The sequence below is a fragment of the Streptomyces sp. NPDC101227 genome (genome assembly GCF_044767545.1).
GTDB lineage: Bacteria > Actinomycetota > Actinomycetes > Streptomycetales > Streptomycetaceae > Streptomyces.
The window spans coordinates 108,241-123,364 of the sequence record NZ_JBIWOD010000022.1 but is presented as its reverse complement, the minus strand read 5'-3'; the positions used below and the strand labels follow the sequence as shown (position 1 = coordinate 123,364).

Genomic DNA, 15,124 nt, shown 5'->3' with positions numbered 1-15,124 from the left:
AGGGGCGGGGGCGGCGGGACAGGTTCAGGTGGACGGTTGCACGGCGGGCTGCTCGGCGGTGCTCCGCCGCGCCCCGGCCGCCGCGTTTTCCTTCGGCATCCCGTCCCCGGGGGAGGTGACGAACATGCAGAGCACCGCGTTGAGCAGGAGCAGCCCGGCGTAGATCCACATCAGGCCCTGGAAGCCCCAGGTGCTGTAGGAGAGGGTGCCGATCAGCGGGCCGACGGCGACGCTCAGGCCGGCGCCCAGGGTGTAGACACCCATCACCTGCCCCCGGCGTTCGGGGGCCTGAGCGACCATCATCGCCGGGAGTGGCACATAGCCCGCCAGGCCGGCTCCGTAGACCGCGACCGCGAGGGCGGCGACCAGGAAGTTGTAGCCGGCTGCCGCGGGCAGGTAGTAGCAGACCAGGCATCCGACGGCGCCGAGCACGCCGCCGAAGACCGCGCAGGTCTTGCGGCCGCTCCAGTTGTCGCCGAGCACGCCGAAGACGAGGAGGGCGCCCAGGTTCGTGACCATCATGATCACGAGCAGGGTGTTCCATTCGCCGTCGCTGAAGCCGAGGTCCCGTACGAAGAACGGCATGAAGACCCACATGCCGAACGAGGGCGTGGTGTTGATCAGCCGGATGACCAGGCTGATGCCGAGCTTCGGCTTCTCGAAGAGGATCTTGAAGGTGCCCGCGAGTTCCGAGCGGGGGTCGCGGCCGGGCGCCAGGCCCGTGAAGCCCGTTCGCTCGCGCACCAGGAGCAGGACGATGAGGGAGCCCGCCGTGATCACGGCCAGCGAAAGCCACAGCGTGGCGTAGAAACCGATCACCGGCATGGCCGCGGCGAACAGGAACGAGCCCATGATCGGGTAGCCCGAGCTGTAGAAGAACCAGAACCAGCCAACGGCCTTGCTCTGATGGTCCTTTGGCGCCACGGCCATGATCCAGGACAGGAATCCGTACGCGAACATCGGATAGCCGAAGCCGCGGATCCCGTACGTGGTCATGACGAGTGCGTAGCTGTGCGCCGGGATGGCCACCGCGAGCATCAGGATGTGGAAGACCACCCATATCCCCGCGCCCATCGCCATCACCCGGCGCGGGCCCCAGCGGTCCGACAGCACACCGGCGCCCAGGAACGAGGCGATCGCGGCGGTGACTCCGTAGACGGTGATGATCGTGCCCGCGCCGGTCTCGGAGAAGCCCAGACCGCTCGCGAAGTACTTCGAGAGATAGCTGGTCTCGATGCCGTCGCCGATCATGAAGAACAGCAGGCCGACATACCCCCAGAAGAGCGGCTTGGGGATGCCTATCCTGTCCAGGGGGTGGTGCCGGGGCTGCGGAGTCGGTCCCTGCGAAGCCCGCGGTGCCTGTGAAGCCTGTGCCGTCTGCGAAGCCTGTGTCGTCTGCGTGAACCGGCTCATGCCCGTGCTCCCTCGTTCAGCTCGTTCGGCTCGTTCGGCTCGTTCGGCTCGTTCGGCTCGTTCGGCCCTTTCGGCGCGACATGGATCTTGCGACCGGTGCCGGCCTTGAAGGCGGCGACGGCCCTGTCGAAGCCGTCGAGCGGGAAGACATCGCTGACCAGCGGGTCGAGGTCGACTCCCGAGGCGAGCAGGTCGATGGCGGGCTGGAAGCTGTTGTGCACGGCCATCGAGCCGATGATGTCGATCTCGCTGTTGTACACGGCGAACGGCGAGAAGGAAGCCTTGCGGGCGGGGTCACTCACGCCGAACTGCAGGAACGTCCCGCCCTTGCGGGTCCGGCCGAGCCCGTCCTCGATCGCGGCGATCACACCGGTCGCGTCGATGACGACCTCGAAGCCGTGCGGACGGTCGAACGCCTCGGCGTCCGCCGCCACCGCATCCACTCCGAAGGACTTCGCGAACGTGAGCCGGTCCTCGTTGAGGTCGACGACGGACACCGAGGCCGCGCCCGCGGTCCGTACGAGGGCGGCCATCATCAGGCCCATCGTGCCCGCGCCGTAGATCAGGTAGTGCTCGCCGGGCCGGCGCGGCAGCCGGTTCAGGCCGTGCACCGCGCAGGAGAGCGGCTCCACCAGGCCCGCGGCCGCGTCGGACAGCGCCTCGGGCAGTACGTAGGCGCAGCGGGCGGGCACCGCGACCAGTTCGGCGAAGCCGCCTGAATGGGTGACGCCGACCGCGCGGTAGTCGTCGCAGAGGTTGCCGCGCCCGATACGGCAGTAATGGCAGGCGCCGCACGGCATGTTGGGGTCGACCGCGACGCGGGCGCCGACCCGCGGTCCGGTCACTCCCGGGCCCAGCGCGACGACCCGGCCGGTCAGCTCGTGCCCGGGGACCAACGGGTAGTTCGCCGAGGGAAGTTCGCCGCCGAGGATGTGCATATCGGTGCCGCACAGGCCGCATGAGGACACTTCGACGATCACCTCACCCGGACCCGGCGCGGGATCGGGCATATCGGTCACCGTGACCTCGCCGGGACCGCTCACTACGACTGCACGCATCGGCTCACTCCCTCGTGGACTGCCGGGACACTAACCAGGACGTAAACGATTGCGCAAGCGTTTACGGCGCATGAACACTGCGATAGATTGAGCCACGGCACGTACGCGGCAGCAGCCGGCAGACACGTCGGAGCAGGCACGGGAGGCGCGGCAACGATGGCGACAATGACTGATGTGGCCCGGCGCGCCGGGGTCTCCGTGGCCACCGTCTCGCACGTCCTCAACGACACCCGCCCGGTGCGCCCCGCCACGCGCGACGCCGTCCGCGCCGCCATCGAAGAGCTGGACTACACGCACAACACCCTGGCCCGCTCCCTGGTGACCTCGCGCACGAAGTCGATAGGGCTGGCGGTCTCCGCGATCAGCAATCCGTACTTCACGGAGATCTTCCAGGGCGTCGAGGCCGGCACGCTCGACAACGGCTACAGCCTGCTGATCGCCGATCCGCACGACACGCCCGAGCATGAGCTCCGGGCGGTCAAGCTGCTGCGCGAGCGGCGCGTCGACGGCATGATCATCGCTCCGTCCGCCGAGCCGGGCGCGATGCTCGACTACCTCCGGCGCACCGAGGCACCCGCCGTCTTCCTGGACCGTCTCGTGGACGACCGGTACGACCACCCGCACGACCAGGTCAGCGCCGAGAACGAGACGTCCATGGCGCAACTTGTCACCCACCTCGCGGAGTTGGGCCACACCCGCATCGCCCTGATCGCCGGCCTGTCCGGGCTCAGCACCACCACCGAGCGGATCTCCGGCTACCGCAAGGGGCTTGAGGACGCGGGGCTCCCCTACGTTCCCGAACTCGTCGTCGGCGGCAGCTCCCAGGCCGAGGGCGCCGAGCAAGCCACCCGGCGCCTGCTGGCCCTCGACGGGCGGCCCACCGCCCTGGTCACCGCGAACAACGCGATGACCATCGGCGCCCTCCAGGCGCTGCGCGCCGCTCGTCTCGCCGTTCCGGACCACATGGCACTCGCCTGTTTCGACGACTTTTCCTGGGCGGACCTCTTCGAGCCGAGGCTCACCGCGATCGCCCAGCCGAGCCGCGACATCGGCGCGGCCGCCGTCCGGTTGCTGCTCGACCGGCTCGCGGACCCGGACCGCTCCCCCCGCACCCTCCGCCTGCCCTGCTCCTTCGTGCACCGCGGCTCCTGTGGCTGCACCAGCACCACCTGACCCGTCCGCATCAGAACAAGGCACAAGCACCCGTGCCGTCATGGCCACGTCCCGTCCCGAAAGGCCCGGATTCATGATCGTCGTCGCCGGTGAAGCCCTGATCGACCTCGTTCCCGCAGGGCCCGCCGCCGGCGACGAGCTGCCGGCGCTGCTGCCCAAGCGGGGTGGCGGCCCCTACAACACAGCCATCGCGCTGGGCCGCCTCGGCTCCCCCACCGCCTTCTGCTCCCGCCTGTCCACGGACCACTTCGGCGCGGGACTGCTGCGCGGCCTGACTGCGGACGGCGTGGACACCTCCCTGGTGCAGCGGGGCGCCGAGCCGACCACGTTGGCGGTCGCCCACGTCGGCGCCGACGGCTCGGCGGCGTACAGCTTCCACGTCGAGGGTGCCGCGGACCGCCTCTTTCAACTCCCGGACGCGCTCCCCGAGCCGACCCGGGCGGTCTCCTTCGGCACCTGCTCGCTCGTACTGGAACCGGGAGCCAGCGCCTACGAAACGCTGATGCGCCGCGAGTCCGCACGCGGCGTCTTCACCGCCCTCGACCCGAACATCAGGGCAGGCCTGATCACCGCCCCCAACGTCTACCGGGCCCGCTTCCGCTCCTGGCTCCCGCACGTTTCCCTGCTCAAACTGTCCGAGGAGGACGCGGCCTGGCTCGCGCAGTCGGACGACCTCGTAGCCGCCGCCAGGGAGTGGCTCGCGGCCGGCCCCTACGCCGTGGTCCTCACCCGGGGCGGCGCGGGACTGACCGTACTGACCCGGGACGGGCTCGAACTCTCCGTCCCCGGCCGACGGGTGGAGGTCGCGGACACCATCGGCGCGGGCGACACGGTGAACGCCGCACTATTGCACCGGATCGACGCCCACGGTGCGCTCACCTCGGCACCCGGCCTCGACGCGGAGCAGTGGCACGACATCCTCACCTACGCGACGCATGCGGCCGCGATCACCTGCACGCGGCCAGGGGCACAGCCGCCGTACGCATCGGAACTCACCCTCGCGGCGACTCCTGCCTGACGGAGCCGGCCCGATCGCCCCTCACCGACCGCCGATCCGGCGAGGTCCTCGCCGGGCCCGCCTCAACAGGCGGCGGACTCGGCGGCGAGCCAGGCGGCCACAGCATGAGCGATGGGCTGGTCGGTGTCGAGCTGGACGAAGCCGAACTGGCCGCCCTGGTTGCACTCCAGGAACCACCACGTACGGTCGGCGTCCTCGGCGAAGTCGAAGGCTCCGTAGGCAATTTGGGCATGCCGCATGTAGGCCTCCACCGCCGCTCGGACACGGTTCGGTACCTCGACCGGCTCCCACGGACCACCCTCGCTGAAGCGGCCGTCCACCTCGTCGGGGTCGGTCTTCTTACGGGCGGCGAAGAGCTGCCCTCCGACGCAGATGAGCCGGACATCGGCCCGCTTGGGGATGAACAGTTGGAGCAGGGTCGGGCCGGCCGCCACCCCGGAGAAGTCCACGTCCGGGCTGATGCGGGTGGTCGGCAGCACCATCGGCGGATCGGTGGGGTGCCCGCCGGACACCGATTTCACCACGACGTCCTGATGCGTCCTGGCGAACTGCCGGGCGACCGCCGGGAACGAGGTGACCACCGTGGGGGGCACGGGAAAGCCGCTGTGGTGGGCGGCGCGCAATTGCCACGGCTTACGACGTGCCCGTGCGGCCGCGACGGGATGGTTCATCCAGCGTGCCCGGGTGCAGTCGAGCACGCCGTCCAGGGCGTGCTCGGACTCGGCCGTGAGCCATGCGGACGGCTCCGGGGCACGCGCTCCGGGTGTGCCGGGGCGGCGGACCCATACGGACCGCAGACTGCTCAGACTCACCACGCGTTCGCCCGCCTTGAGGTAGCCCTCGAAGTCGCCCTTGACGTACTCGGCCGACAGCGCGACGTCCCCGGGAAGGTCGGCGGGGTCGAGGCGGAGGAGCGGGACGCCGAGTTCGTACAGCCTCGCCACCACCATGTCCGCCGTCACGTCCTCCTCGCAGGTGAGAATCAGGACGGTCATCGCGGATCAGTCGTCGAAGTGGGTCTTGGAGCCGGCGGTGGAGGCCGTGGTTCCGGTGGCCAACAGCACCGCCCTGCTGTGCACCGCCGGGCGGCCGTCAGGGAGGACGTTCAGCTGCCGTGCGGCGTCGTAGGTGTACGGCACTGCGGACGACGACTGAGCCAACGGACGGGCAAAGCTCAGAGCGAACGGTCGCATACCTCTCCTTCAGGGCTCGGGGCGCTGCCACATCCGGTGGTCTGGGCCGGGGACACGTAGCGCCTTCTGACTTATCCCTACGAGTAACACTGCAAAATTGATCGAGTGATAGCTCATTTTTGATCGCTTCTGCCCATGTTCTTGACGAACTGGCGAGGGTGCACTCGGCGAGAAGAGAGACGACGCAGCGCCGATAGGGGTTCCATCCGGCCGTCCCGCGACACCGGCCCCGGCGCCTGACGCCCTCCCCTGAGGGCAGCAGGGAGCGCTTTCGTCGCGCCGACAGCGCAGGGTGCACTCGGACACGTCGACAGTCAGGTTGCTTTCAGGCCGGGCATCTACCCTGACCTGGATGACGATCGAGAGACTCCGCGAGAACGCCGTGGCCCCCTCCCTCATGAAGGTCGCCGCCACCGCCTTGAGCGACGCGGGCGAAGAGCTGCTCCCCAGACCGTGACGGCCGGACTGTACGGCAGCTCACCGATCCTCATCGGGTTCGTCCTGAAGAGCCCGATGTCGTAGCTGCGAGCCCGGCCAGGCCCACCCTGCGTTGCGCGGGACGGCGACCGTCTCCACCAGCACGGCGGGCACCCCGGACCGCACGAACCACACCGTCGCCCACGGCCATGCAAACGGCGTGCGCCGCACTTAGGACCCCACATGCCTCTGACCTCTGCCGAGCGCCCGGCCGATCAGCGAACGCCGGACCCCCGCCCCCGCCCTTCCGCCGAGGCCGGCGAGCGAGCCCGGAACACACCGGGCAACCAGCGCGACGCGTTCTTCGACAACGCCAAGTACCTGGCAATCGTCCTGGTCGCCATGGGCCATGCCTGGGAACCGCTGTACAGCGGCAGCCGGACCGTGGCGGCCCTCTACATCACGGCATACGCCTTCCACATGCCGGCATTCATCGTCATCTCCGGACACTTCTCCCGTAATTTCGATATACGCAAGGACCGGCTGCAACGGCTCATCACCGGGGTGCTGGTCCCCTATCTCCTGTTCCAGACGGCGTACGCCCTGTTCAAACGCTGGGCCGGCAACGACCCGACGTTCCCGATAAACCTGCTGGACCCCTGGTTCCTGACCTGGTTCCTGGCCGCACTCTTCATCTGGCGGCTCACCGCCCCGCTATGGCGCATCGTGCGCTGGCCGGTACCGCTGGCGCTGGCGATCGCCGCCTTCGCCTCGGCATCCCCCACCATTGGCAACACCCTCAACCTGCAACGGGTTCTGCAGTTCCTGCCGTTCTTCGTCGTGGGCATGTGCCTGAAGCGGGAGCACTTCAGCCGGGTCCGCCGCTGGCCCGTCCGCATCGCCGCCCTGCCGGTGTCGGTCGCAGCGCTGGCCTTCGCGTACTGGGCCGTGCCGCGGATGAACGACGCGTGGTTCTACCACACCGACAGCGCACAGACGCTGGGTGTGCCGTGGTGGGTGGGCGTGCTGATGCAACTGGCGATGTTCGGCGTCTCTCTGGTGCTCACCGCCTGTTTCCTCTCATGGGTACCGGGCCGCCGGATGTGGTGCACCGCCCTCGGCGCCGGCACGCTGTACGGCTATCTGCTGCACGGCTTCCTCGCCAAGGGCTCCCGGTTCGGGAACTGGTACGACGCCGGCTGGGTCCACACACCGTGGGGCGCCATCGCCGTGACCCTGATCGCCACCGTGGTCGTGACGCTCCTGTGCACGCCACCTGTTCAGCGCGCGTTCCGCTTCGCCATGGAGCCGAAGATGAACTGGGCATTCCGGAAGGACTCCGCGCAACGGTCCGAGGCCTGCGAACCGGCCCCAGGCCGTGTCCCCCGCACTTCGCGCCGAACTCGCGCGACGCGGTCAGACCGGCCGGGACGTGCCGCCGATTCGACCCTGTAGCCCTTCGGCGAAGGTGCGCGCCGCCTCCAGATCGGCGGCATCGGGCCGCCCCTTCCTGATCCCCCCGACGGGCTTGAACGGGAGCCAGGTGTCCCACGCACGGCACGAGAAGGTGTCGACCACGTCGAAGCCCTTCCGGCCGAGAACCCGCGCAACGGGCCGGGTGTAGGGCCGGAACCGCGCTTCGGGAAAGCCGCTGGTGGCGAACACGAACGCCTTCCCTCTTTCTTCCTTCGGGAGGGACTCGACGAACTGGCGCAGCCGTGGATGGAAGGCCATCGAGAAGATCCCCGAGCCGAATCCCACGAGGTCGCAGGCGGAGAGCTCCTTCATATCGACCTGTTCAGGGGCGACCACCGGGGCCCGCAGGACCTGGCCCATGACGTCGGCGATCCTCTTCGTGTTGCCGTGCGACACGGAAACACACACGATCATGGCCTTCATGACGATGCTCCTCTCACTTCGGTCGCCTATAGGACACTGCCTGATCCGCAACCGTGACAGCGATCAACTATGGCCTCCGTCACATGTCGGGCGCGGCGTCGGTGGCAGCGTCCTGCGGCCTGCTGCCGCACCCTTCGGCACGTAACTGCGGGTAAGTGATCAGTTTCACTCGGTACGGGAACCCGCCGGCAGTCCACGTCGGTCTCCCGGCTGCCATCATCCCTACCGATGGGTAACGCAGTTGATTGCGTACGGCCGAAATGACGGCGAAGGCAGGGGTGTTGGCGTGAGATCAGCGTGGTCGCGGTGGGTTGTGCCGAGGCGGGCGGGAGCCGGCGCGGGCTCCGTTCCGAACGGGCCGGGGGTGGTCCGTCGCTCGTTGGCGGCGAGGCGATTCGCGGTGGCCGGCGCGGCCGTCGCGCTCCTCGGTCAGCTCCTGGGCGGGCTCCCCGCCGAGGCGGCGGGGACCATCGCCTTGCCGGGAACGGCGTTTCCCCTCGTCCTCGACGTGGACATGACGCCCAATCCGGTGTGCAGCGGGCCCGTGCGCGGCCGGGTGGAGATCTACGATCCCGCCGCGGCGAGGGCCGGAGCCACCGTGGAGTGGCGCGTACGTGCCGGTGAGAAGCAGCTGGCCGGCGGGCGCCTCGAGATGTCCGCCCGTGTCGGCACGGCGGACTTCCGCATCCCCTTCGACCGGGTGCCCGCAGCCGAGACCGCTTTGCAGGTCGACGCCCGCATCGCCGCCGCGTCCAGCGGCCATGCGCCCGGCCACTACGGCAAGGTCTGGCGGGACACGCTCCGCCGGGGGTGCCACCCGGTGCGGGTGGCGTCCGTCGGCGACTCCGTGGTCTGGGGGCAGGGCCTGGACCACGACCAGAAGTTCCCTTATCTGACAGGTCAGTTGCTCGGTCGTGAGACCGGCCGGGGCTTTCAGCACATGGACTACTCGATCTCCGGCGCGGTGCTCGACGCGCCCGAGCTGCCCGCCGGCAATGATGACGCGGCCTGCCTGCGCACAACGGAGAAGCAGGACCCGGACGGCGACGGCGAGATGGAGTTCGGCGAGGTCACCCAGCAAATGCCGGACGTGTTCTGCCAATTGGAAAAGGCGGGCGCGCAGGCACGGGCGGGCGGCTACGGTCTCGATCTGGTCGTGATCAACGGGTGCATCAACGACCTCGATCCCTTCTTCGGCATCGGCGTCGGCATCACCCCCGGCTCGGAAGACCTGCCCGAGGCGGTGAAGCGCGAGTGCTCCGGCATCGGCGCGGCAGCGGAGAACCCGGCCAAGGACGTGCCGTACTTCAGCGGCGCGAAGGTCGGATACGGCGGACGCGGGATGCAGGCGGCGATCGAAAAAGCCCATTCCCTGCCGGGTCGGCCGAAGGTGATCGTGGCCGACTTCTACTACGCGCTGAGCCGCAGCAGTTCTCCGATTCCGGTGAAGACCTGTTCCACCCCAGGAGTCGCCGGGGCACGGCTGACCTCCTGCAGGAGTGCCCTCGGCGGCGTGGCCGACCGGTACGAGCAGTACACACAACTGGCCAATGCCGCCTACCATCAGGCGGCGACCGCCGCCAACAAGGCGTCCGCGGGCGGTCCGTACGCGGTTGCCGCCGACGGCCTGTTCACCGTGGACAACGCCCTTCTCACCCGGGACTCCAAGGTCTGGAACACCCCGGTGACCGACCCGGCGTTCCCGCTGCGTACCCGGGCCTGCCCCGAACTCAGCGCGACTCCGGCGCAGTGTCTGTCCGCGGCCGTCGGCCACCCCGACATCGAGGGCGCCCGGCAGTACGCCGATGCCTTTCTCCGCAACCCGAGTGTGCGCGAGTGGTTCCACCTCCCCGCGCAGGGACCTCAGGCGCAGCTGAACGTCCCGGAGCACGCGCCCGTCGGCAGTGACGTGCGTATGTCGGCGACGGTGGACGGAAAGCCGCCCGCCGCCGGGTACCGCTACCACTGGTACTTCGGCGACGGTACGCAGCGGGAGACCGGCGAGGCGGCCGTCACCCACGCCTACGACCGTAAGGGGCCCTGGCTGTCACGTCTCGTGATGACCGGTCCGGACGGACGGAAGGTCCTGGTCGAGGCCGCCCGGCCCCTCACCACGGGCTGAAGACTCCGGCCACGGGGCGGCCCGCTGTACGGGGCCGCGCCACCGGCATAGCGGCGTCCGCACCACAGGATCAACCGCACTCGCCACGACACTTCGGCGGTCGGTCTTGGACCCGCGGTCGCATCCGGTGCCGGCTCGGGCCGCGGGCCCGGCCCCTGTCGAGGCATTCGTCCCGGCAGGGGCCTGGTGGCGTGGCGCTGGCGTTCGGGCCGCTACTCGATCGCGGAATCGGCCCGCTGCCGGGTGGCGGCGAGGGTGCCGAGCAGGGTGAGGGCCTGGGCGCTGGGGCTCCCGGGTTCTGCGTGGTAGATCACCAGTTGCTGGCCGCCGGCGCCGCGTACGTCGAAGGTGTGGAACGTCAGTGACAGGGGCCCCACCTCAGGGTGGACGAGTTCCTTGTCGCTGTGGGTCTTTGCATACACGGTGTGCGAGCGCCAGAGCACGTGGAACTCCTCACTCGTCGCGAGCAGTTCCCGAACCAGCAGGCGCAGCCGCGGGTAGTCGGGGGCGAGGCCGGCGGCTTGGCGGAGGCAGGCGACGGTCGCTTCGGCGGCGCGGCCCCACCGGGGGAAGAAGGTGCGTGCGGCCGGGTCGAGGAAGGTCATGCGGGCGAGGTTGTCGGGCTGCCGGAACGGCGAGAACAGGGCGAGGGCGAGGGGGTTGGCGGTCAGCAGGTCCAGTGCCGGGTTGAGTACGAACGCGGGGGTGTTGGTGTAGCCGTTCAGCAGGTGTCGTAGGGCCGGGCTGACGGTTTCCCGGGGGTGTGGGCAGTCGCCGTCGGGCGCGGTACCCGCGAGCCGGTACAGGTGATCGCGCGCCGCGTCGTCGAGTTGGAGGGCCCGGCTGACCGCTTCGAGGATGTGCGGGGAGGGACGGCGTTCGCGGCCTTGCTCCAGGCGGGCGTAGTAGTCGCTGTTCATACCGGCCAGGACGGCGACCTCCTCGCGGCGCAGGCCGGGCACCCGGCGGCGGCCGTAGGAGGCGAGGCCTACGTCGTCGGGGCGCAGGCGCCCGCGCTGGGCCCGCAGGAAGTCGCCGAGGCTTCCCAGGTCACTGCTCGTCATGCCTCCAGGCTACGGATGGGGCCGGTGCGCTGCCTGGGTGCGGCGTACCCAGGCTGAAGCCGTCCTGGCAGCGCCGCCCGCGGCAGCCGAGAGTTCGCGTCGAAGCCCATTCCCCACAACGGATGTGCAGGAGACGGAACAATCATGACGCAGACCGCGAAGGCCGTGCTGATCACCGGTGCGAGCAGTGGCCTCGGAGCGGCAACGGCGCGCCGGCTGGCGGCGGACGGGCACCGGGTCTTCCTCGGCGCCCGCCGCACCGAGCGCCTGGAACAGCTCGTCCAAGAGATCGCCGAGGAGGGTGGCAGTGCCGGGTTCCGGCGCCTGGACGTGACGGACGCGGCGGACATGCGGGCCTTTGCCGAGGCGGCGCGGGCCGAGTTCGGCCGGGTCGACGTCCTGGTCAACAACGCCGGGGTGATGCCGCTGTCGCGATTGGCGGCGGCGCGGACCGAGGAGTGGGACCGCATGATCGACGTGAATCTGCGGGGCGTGCTGCACGGCATCGCGGCCGCCTTGCCCGTGATGCGGGAGCAGGGAAGCGGGCAGTTCGTGAACATCGCCTCGGTCGGTGCGTACGAGGTCTCGCCCACGGCCGTGGTCTACTGCGCCACCAAGTTCGCGGTGCGCGCGGTCTCCGAGGGGCTGCGGCAGGAGTCGGACGGGAGCATCCGGGTCAGCGTCATCTCCCCGGGGGTGACCGAGTCCGAACTCGTCGACCACCTCGCCGACGCCGAAGCCCGCCAGATCATGAAGACCTACCGCTCCGTCGCCATGCCCGCCTCCGCGATCGCGGACGCCATCGCGTACGCCATCGCCCAGCCTCCGGAGGTCGACGTGAACGAAATCGTCGTCCGCCCGACTGCCGGCGCTCAGTGAGCGGAGCGACCGTCATTCTTCGCCTACCCAGGGGGAGCCGTCCCGCCTTCAGCGATCCGTCATCACGACGACTTGGCGCAGGGGGCGGGCGAGTTGCCGGACAAGGAGGCCTCGGCCGTGGAGCGCGATCCGGCGCAAGGAGCCGTATGCCTTACCGGGCCTGCTCGTGTCGGGTGAACGCGGCGATCAGGCCCTGGGCTGTGTTGTTGTCGGAGTCGATCCTGTGGGCCTCGGCACCTTCAAAGATGGCGGCCTCGGCGCTTCGGGGGAACATGGCCTGCTCGTACTCGGTGAGCGCGGCCTCGATGTCGTCGGGGTGCGCGGAGAGGGCCTTGCCGAGTTCGGCGCCGTCGAGCATGGCCAGGTTGGCGCCTTCGCCGTTCGGGGCCGCGAGGTGGGCGGCGTCACCGACCAGAGTCACCCCCGGGACCCGGTCCCACCGATGCCCGGTCGGCAGAGCGTAGAGGGAGCGCAGGACCGGCGGGATGTCGGCTTCTGTGATCAGCGCGGTGAGCTCCGGCGCCCAGCCATCGAATTCCTGGGCGATCCGCGCGGTGGCCACGGCGGCATCGGTGAAATCGATGGCGGCGAACCAGTCCTGCTGCTCCGACAGCCCCACGTAGGCGTGCAGGGTGTCGCCCCTTTCCCGGTGAGCGAAGATCTCCCTGCCCGGCGTGGGCGCGATCATCGACCCGCCGCCGACCGCTTTCGCGGCGGCGGGGTGCCGGGTGTCGGCGTCGAACAGGTAGGTCTCGACGACCGAGTGGCCGATGTACTCGGGTGTGTCGGTGGAGAGCAGGGGCCGGACCCGTGACCAGGCGCCGTCCGCGCCGACCAGGAGGCCCGTGACGACGGTGCCGCCGCCCGCGAACGTCACCTCGTGGCGGCCCTCGCCGAGGGCGCGGACGCCGCTGACCTTGTGGCCCCACCGGACGGTGTCGGCCGGCAGCGAGTCGAGCAGGACCTGTCGCAGCTCGCCGCGCTGCACCTCGGGACGTCCACCCGTGCCGTCATCGGCTTGGTCGAACAGCACGGTCCCGTCCGGTTCGAGGACCCGCATCGCCTGCCGGCCCTCCAGAATGAGGCCACGGAACTCGTCCATCAAGTCGGCCTCCTCAAGGGCGAGTTGACCGTTGTAGTCGTGGATGTCGAGCATCCCGCCCTGCGAACGCGCAGCCATGGAGGGCTCCGCCTCGTAGACCGTGGCCGGTATTCCGTGGACGTGCAGGACGCGGGCGAGCGTGAGGCCGCCGAGCCCGGCGCCGATGATCGTGACGTGAGTGGTCATGGGGCTTCCTTACTGATCGTGGACCGCTGGGCGGACACCCGACAGGTCACGCCTGGAGCACCGCTCCAGTAGGTCGGGACGATGCGGTGCTGGTGGCCGGTGCCGTTGAGGGCCGGCGCCAACCTGCTCCAATGTCCCGGCAGCCATCGACAACTCACCGACAGCGCACCGACGGGTCACCGACAGGTCACCGTCCACCGCGACAACCAGCCGACACCTGCCCCGGCCCCGGCCCCGGCCGTAGGCGACGGTCCCCTGTCAGTACACCCCGCTAGTGTGCTGAGCATGTCTCACGGGATCGACTGGATAGGCACACACAGCACCACGGAAAGATCCGCGGCCCTGCACGGAATGCTCGGCGGGATATCGCTGACCTGCGCCCGCGGCGTCGACGCGGACGAGTTCCTCATCAACCTGGGCGCCGATCTCGACGAGCTCGCCGCCCGCACCCCGTACCGGGACCGCACCGCGCCGGTGGGCGGGACACCGGCCGGCGTCAACCCCGTCATGTACGGGACGTGCGGGGACTGGCTGTACGTACTGGAGAACTGGGGCATGGCGACGTGGTCCACCGGCTACCTCGAGGTGGAGTCGATGTGGCCCTACCCCGGCGAAGAGATCGTCTGCGTGACGCTGAACTGGTGGAGCCCGCCGTCGCAGGTCATTCATGTCCCCGGTGACGAGCGCGCCCGGCGGGCCGAGTTCGGGGAGGACACCGGCGAGGGTTCCGCCCTGGACTCGGCACTCCACGCAGCGGGCGCGGTATTCCCGTCCATACCCGACTACCCCGCATCCGAAGTGACCGCCTACCGCGAGGAGCACGGGCCCAGGCTGCCCGCAGCGGTGTTCACCGCCGTCGGCAACTACTGCGGCCTGTCCATCGACCGGGAAGCCGTGCAGGCCGGCGACCTTCCCTCACTCCTGATTCCCATGGTCTGACGCACAGGAGCGGCAACCGGCCGCACACCTCCTTGAACGTCGGGTCGCTCCCGTATTCCTCTAGGCCCCGGTCGTCGGTGCGACAAGCCCGGCCAGGTGGCGCAGCGAATTGGTGAGATGCTCAGGCGCGAACGGCGGGAACTGGATGTACTCCCGGATGGACTGCGGCACCGCCGACCAGTCGTAGGTGAGCGTGACCTCGGTCTCGGACGCACCGAGCGGCGCAAGGTCGTAGCGCCAGATCCAGCCGCCGAGCTCCAGGTGACCGTCGTCCTTCTCCGTTCCCGTTCGCCAGCCGATGGCGCGTGGCGGGTCGAGCACCGCGACCTGGTTGGCCACCTGGTAGTCGCCGTTGGGATGGTTGGCGTGATACATGTCCATCCGGAATACCTGCCCCACCTCGTTCAGCGGCGCCCGGTCGACAGCTTCCTGAACCCATCCGGTGCCATCGATCGCAGAGTGGGTCGTCGGATCCGCCAGCACCGCGAACACCCTCGCGGCGGGCGCGGCGAAAGTCAGGGTGGCGCTCACGTTCTCCTGGTCCACGGTGTGCACGCTCCTTGTCATCTCATGTCGGGCCTCCCGCAGGCGCGGAAGGGGGACGTTCCACATGTAGACGATGCAGTGAGGCGGAACTCATCGGTCGTGTGTGGGCGGGCCC

General features: G+C 69.6%; 14 protein-coding genes. 6 read left to right on the top strand and 8 right to left on the bottom strand.

From position 1 onward, the window contains the following. Positions 1-24: 24 nt before the first annotated feature. Positions 25-1,413 carry an MFS transporter gene (locus tag ACIRPT_RS35555; protein WP_403834981.1) on the bottom strand — a complete coding sequence of 463 codons (1,389 nt, stop codon included), beginning with the start codon at positions 1,411-1,413 and terminating at the stop codon, positions 25-27. Continuing rightward, entirely contained in the window at positions 1,410-2,471 is a 1,062-nt protein-coding gene (locus tag ACIRPT_RS35550; protein WP_403834979.1) for a zinc-dependent alcohol dehydrogenase family protein, read from the bottom strand. The genes ACIRPT_RS35555 and ACIRPT_RS35550 overlap by 4 nt, the downstream gene beginning before the upstream one ends. 156 nt (positions 2,472-2,627) lie before the next feature. Between ACIRPT_RS35550 and ACIRPT_RS35545 the strand changes: the two genes are divergently transcribed. Then, complete coding sequence (locus ACIRPT_RS35545; protein ID WP_403834976.1) at positions 2,628-3,644, top strand: LacI family DNA-binding transcriptional regulator; 1,017 nt, start codon at positions 2,628-2,630, stop codon at positions 3,642-3,644. A gap of 73 nt (positions 3,645-3,717) precedes the next feature. Continuing rightward, positions 3,718-4,662 carry a carbohydrate kinase gene (locus tag ACIRPT_RS35540; protein ID WP_403835040.1) on the top strand — a complete coding sequence of 315 codons (945 nt, stop codon included), beginning with the start codon at positions 3,718-3,720 and terminating at the stop codon, positions 4,660-4,662. 62 nt (positions 4,663-4,724) lie between these two features. Here the strand turns inward: ACIRPT_RS35540 and tgmB are convergent, their stop codons facing one another. Together tgmB and tgmA are read right to left on the bottom strand one after the other, a co-directional pair. Beyond that, a complete protein-coding gene (gene tgmB, locus ACIRPT_RS35535; RefSeq protein WP_403834974.1) occupies positions 4,725-5,657 on the bottom strand; it encodes an ATP-grasp ribosomal peptide maturase in 933 nt (310 codons plus the stop codon). Positions 5,658-5,663: 6 nt separating this feature from the next. Next, positions 5,664-5,855 carry a putative ATP-grasp-modified RiPP gene (tgmA, locus tag ACIRPT_RS35530; RefSeq protein WP_403502494.1) on the bottom strand — a complete coding sequence of 64 codons (192 nt, stop codon included), beginning with the start codon at positions 5,853-5,855 and terminating at the stop codon, positions 5,664-5,666. 660 nt (positions 5,856-6,515) lie between these two features. Here tgmA and ACIRPT_RS35525 point away from each other — a divergent pair. Beyond that, positions 6,516-7,727: an acyltransferase family protein gene (locus ACIRPT_RS35525; RefSeq protein ID WP_403834970.1), complete on the top strand. Its 1,212-nt coding sequence runs from the start codon at positions 6,516-6,518 to the stop codon at positions 7,725-7,727. Here ACIRPT_RS35525 and ACIRPT_RS35520 read toward each other — a convergent pair. Further along, entirely contained in the window at positions 7,689-8,171 is a 483-nt protein-coding gene (locus ACIRPT_RS35520; RefSeq protein WP_403834968.1) for a flavodoxin family protein, read from the bottom strand. The two genes, ACIRPT_RS35525 and ACIRPT_RS35520, sit on opposite strands and share 39 nt — an antisense overlap. Before the next feature lie 400 nt (positions 8,172-8,571). Here ACIRPT_RS35520 and ACIRPT_RS35515 point away from each other — a divergent pair, with 400 nt between their 5' ends. Beyond that, positions 8,572-10,293, top strand: coding sequence for a PKD domain-containing protein (locus ACIRPT_RS35515; RefSeq protein ID WP_403834966.1), 1,722 nt, complete (start codon positions 8,572-8,574; stop codon positions 10,291-10,293). Between the two features lie 212 nt (positions 10,294-10,505). Here the strand turns inward: ACIRPT_RS35515 and ACIRPT_RS35510 are convergent, their stop codons facing one another. Continuing rightward, on the bottom strand, positions 10,506-11,357 hold the full coding sequence (locus ACIRPT_RS35510) for a helix-turn-helix transcriptional regulator (RefSeq protein WP_403834963.1): 852 nt from the start codon (positions 11,355-11,357) through the stop codon (positions 10,506-10,508). A 144-nt stretch (positions 11,358-11,501) separates the two neighbouring features. Here ACIRPT_RS35510 and ACIRPT_RS35505 point away from each other — a divergent pair, with 144 nt between their 5' ends. Further along, on the top strand, positions 11,502-12,236 hold the full coding sequence (locus ACIRPT_RS35505; RefSeq protein ID WP_403834960.1) for an SDR family oxidoreductase: 735 nt from the start codon (positions 11,502-11,504) through the stop codon (positions 12,234-12,236). A 151-nt stretch (positions 12,237-12,387) separates the two neighbouring features. Here the strand turns inward: ACIRPT_RS35505 and ACIRPT_RS35500 are convergent, their stop codons facing one another. Next, on the bottom strand, positions 12,388-13,524 hold the full coding sequence (locus ACIRPT_RS35500; RefSeq protein ID WP_403834957.1) for an FAD-dependent oxidoreductase: 1,137 nt from the start codon (positions 13,522-13,524) through the stop codon (positions 12,388-12,390). Positions 13,525-13,809: 285 nt separating this feature from the next. Here ACIRPT_RS35500 and ACIRPT_RS35495 point away from each other — a divergent pair, with 285 nt between their 5' ends. Next, on the top strand, positions 13,810-14,463 hold the full coding sequence (locus ACIRPT_RS35495; protein WP_403834954.1) for a hypothetical protein: 654 nt from the start codon (positions 13,810-13,812) through the stop codon (positions 14,461-14,463). Positions 14,464-14,523: 60 nt separating this feature from the next. On the opposite strand, the gene ACIRPT_RS35490 is transcribed toward ACIRPT_RS35495, so the two are convergent. Then, positions 14,524-15,009, bottom strand: a complete 486-nt coding sequence (locus tag ACIRPT_RS35490; RefSeq protein WP_403834952.1) for an SRPBCC family protein — start codon at positions 15,007-15,009, stop codon at positions 14,524-14,526. Positions 15,010-15,124 lie beyond the last annotated feature (115 nt).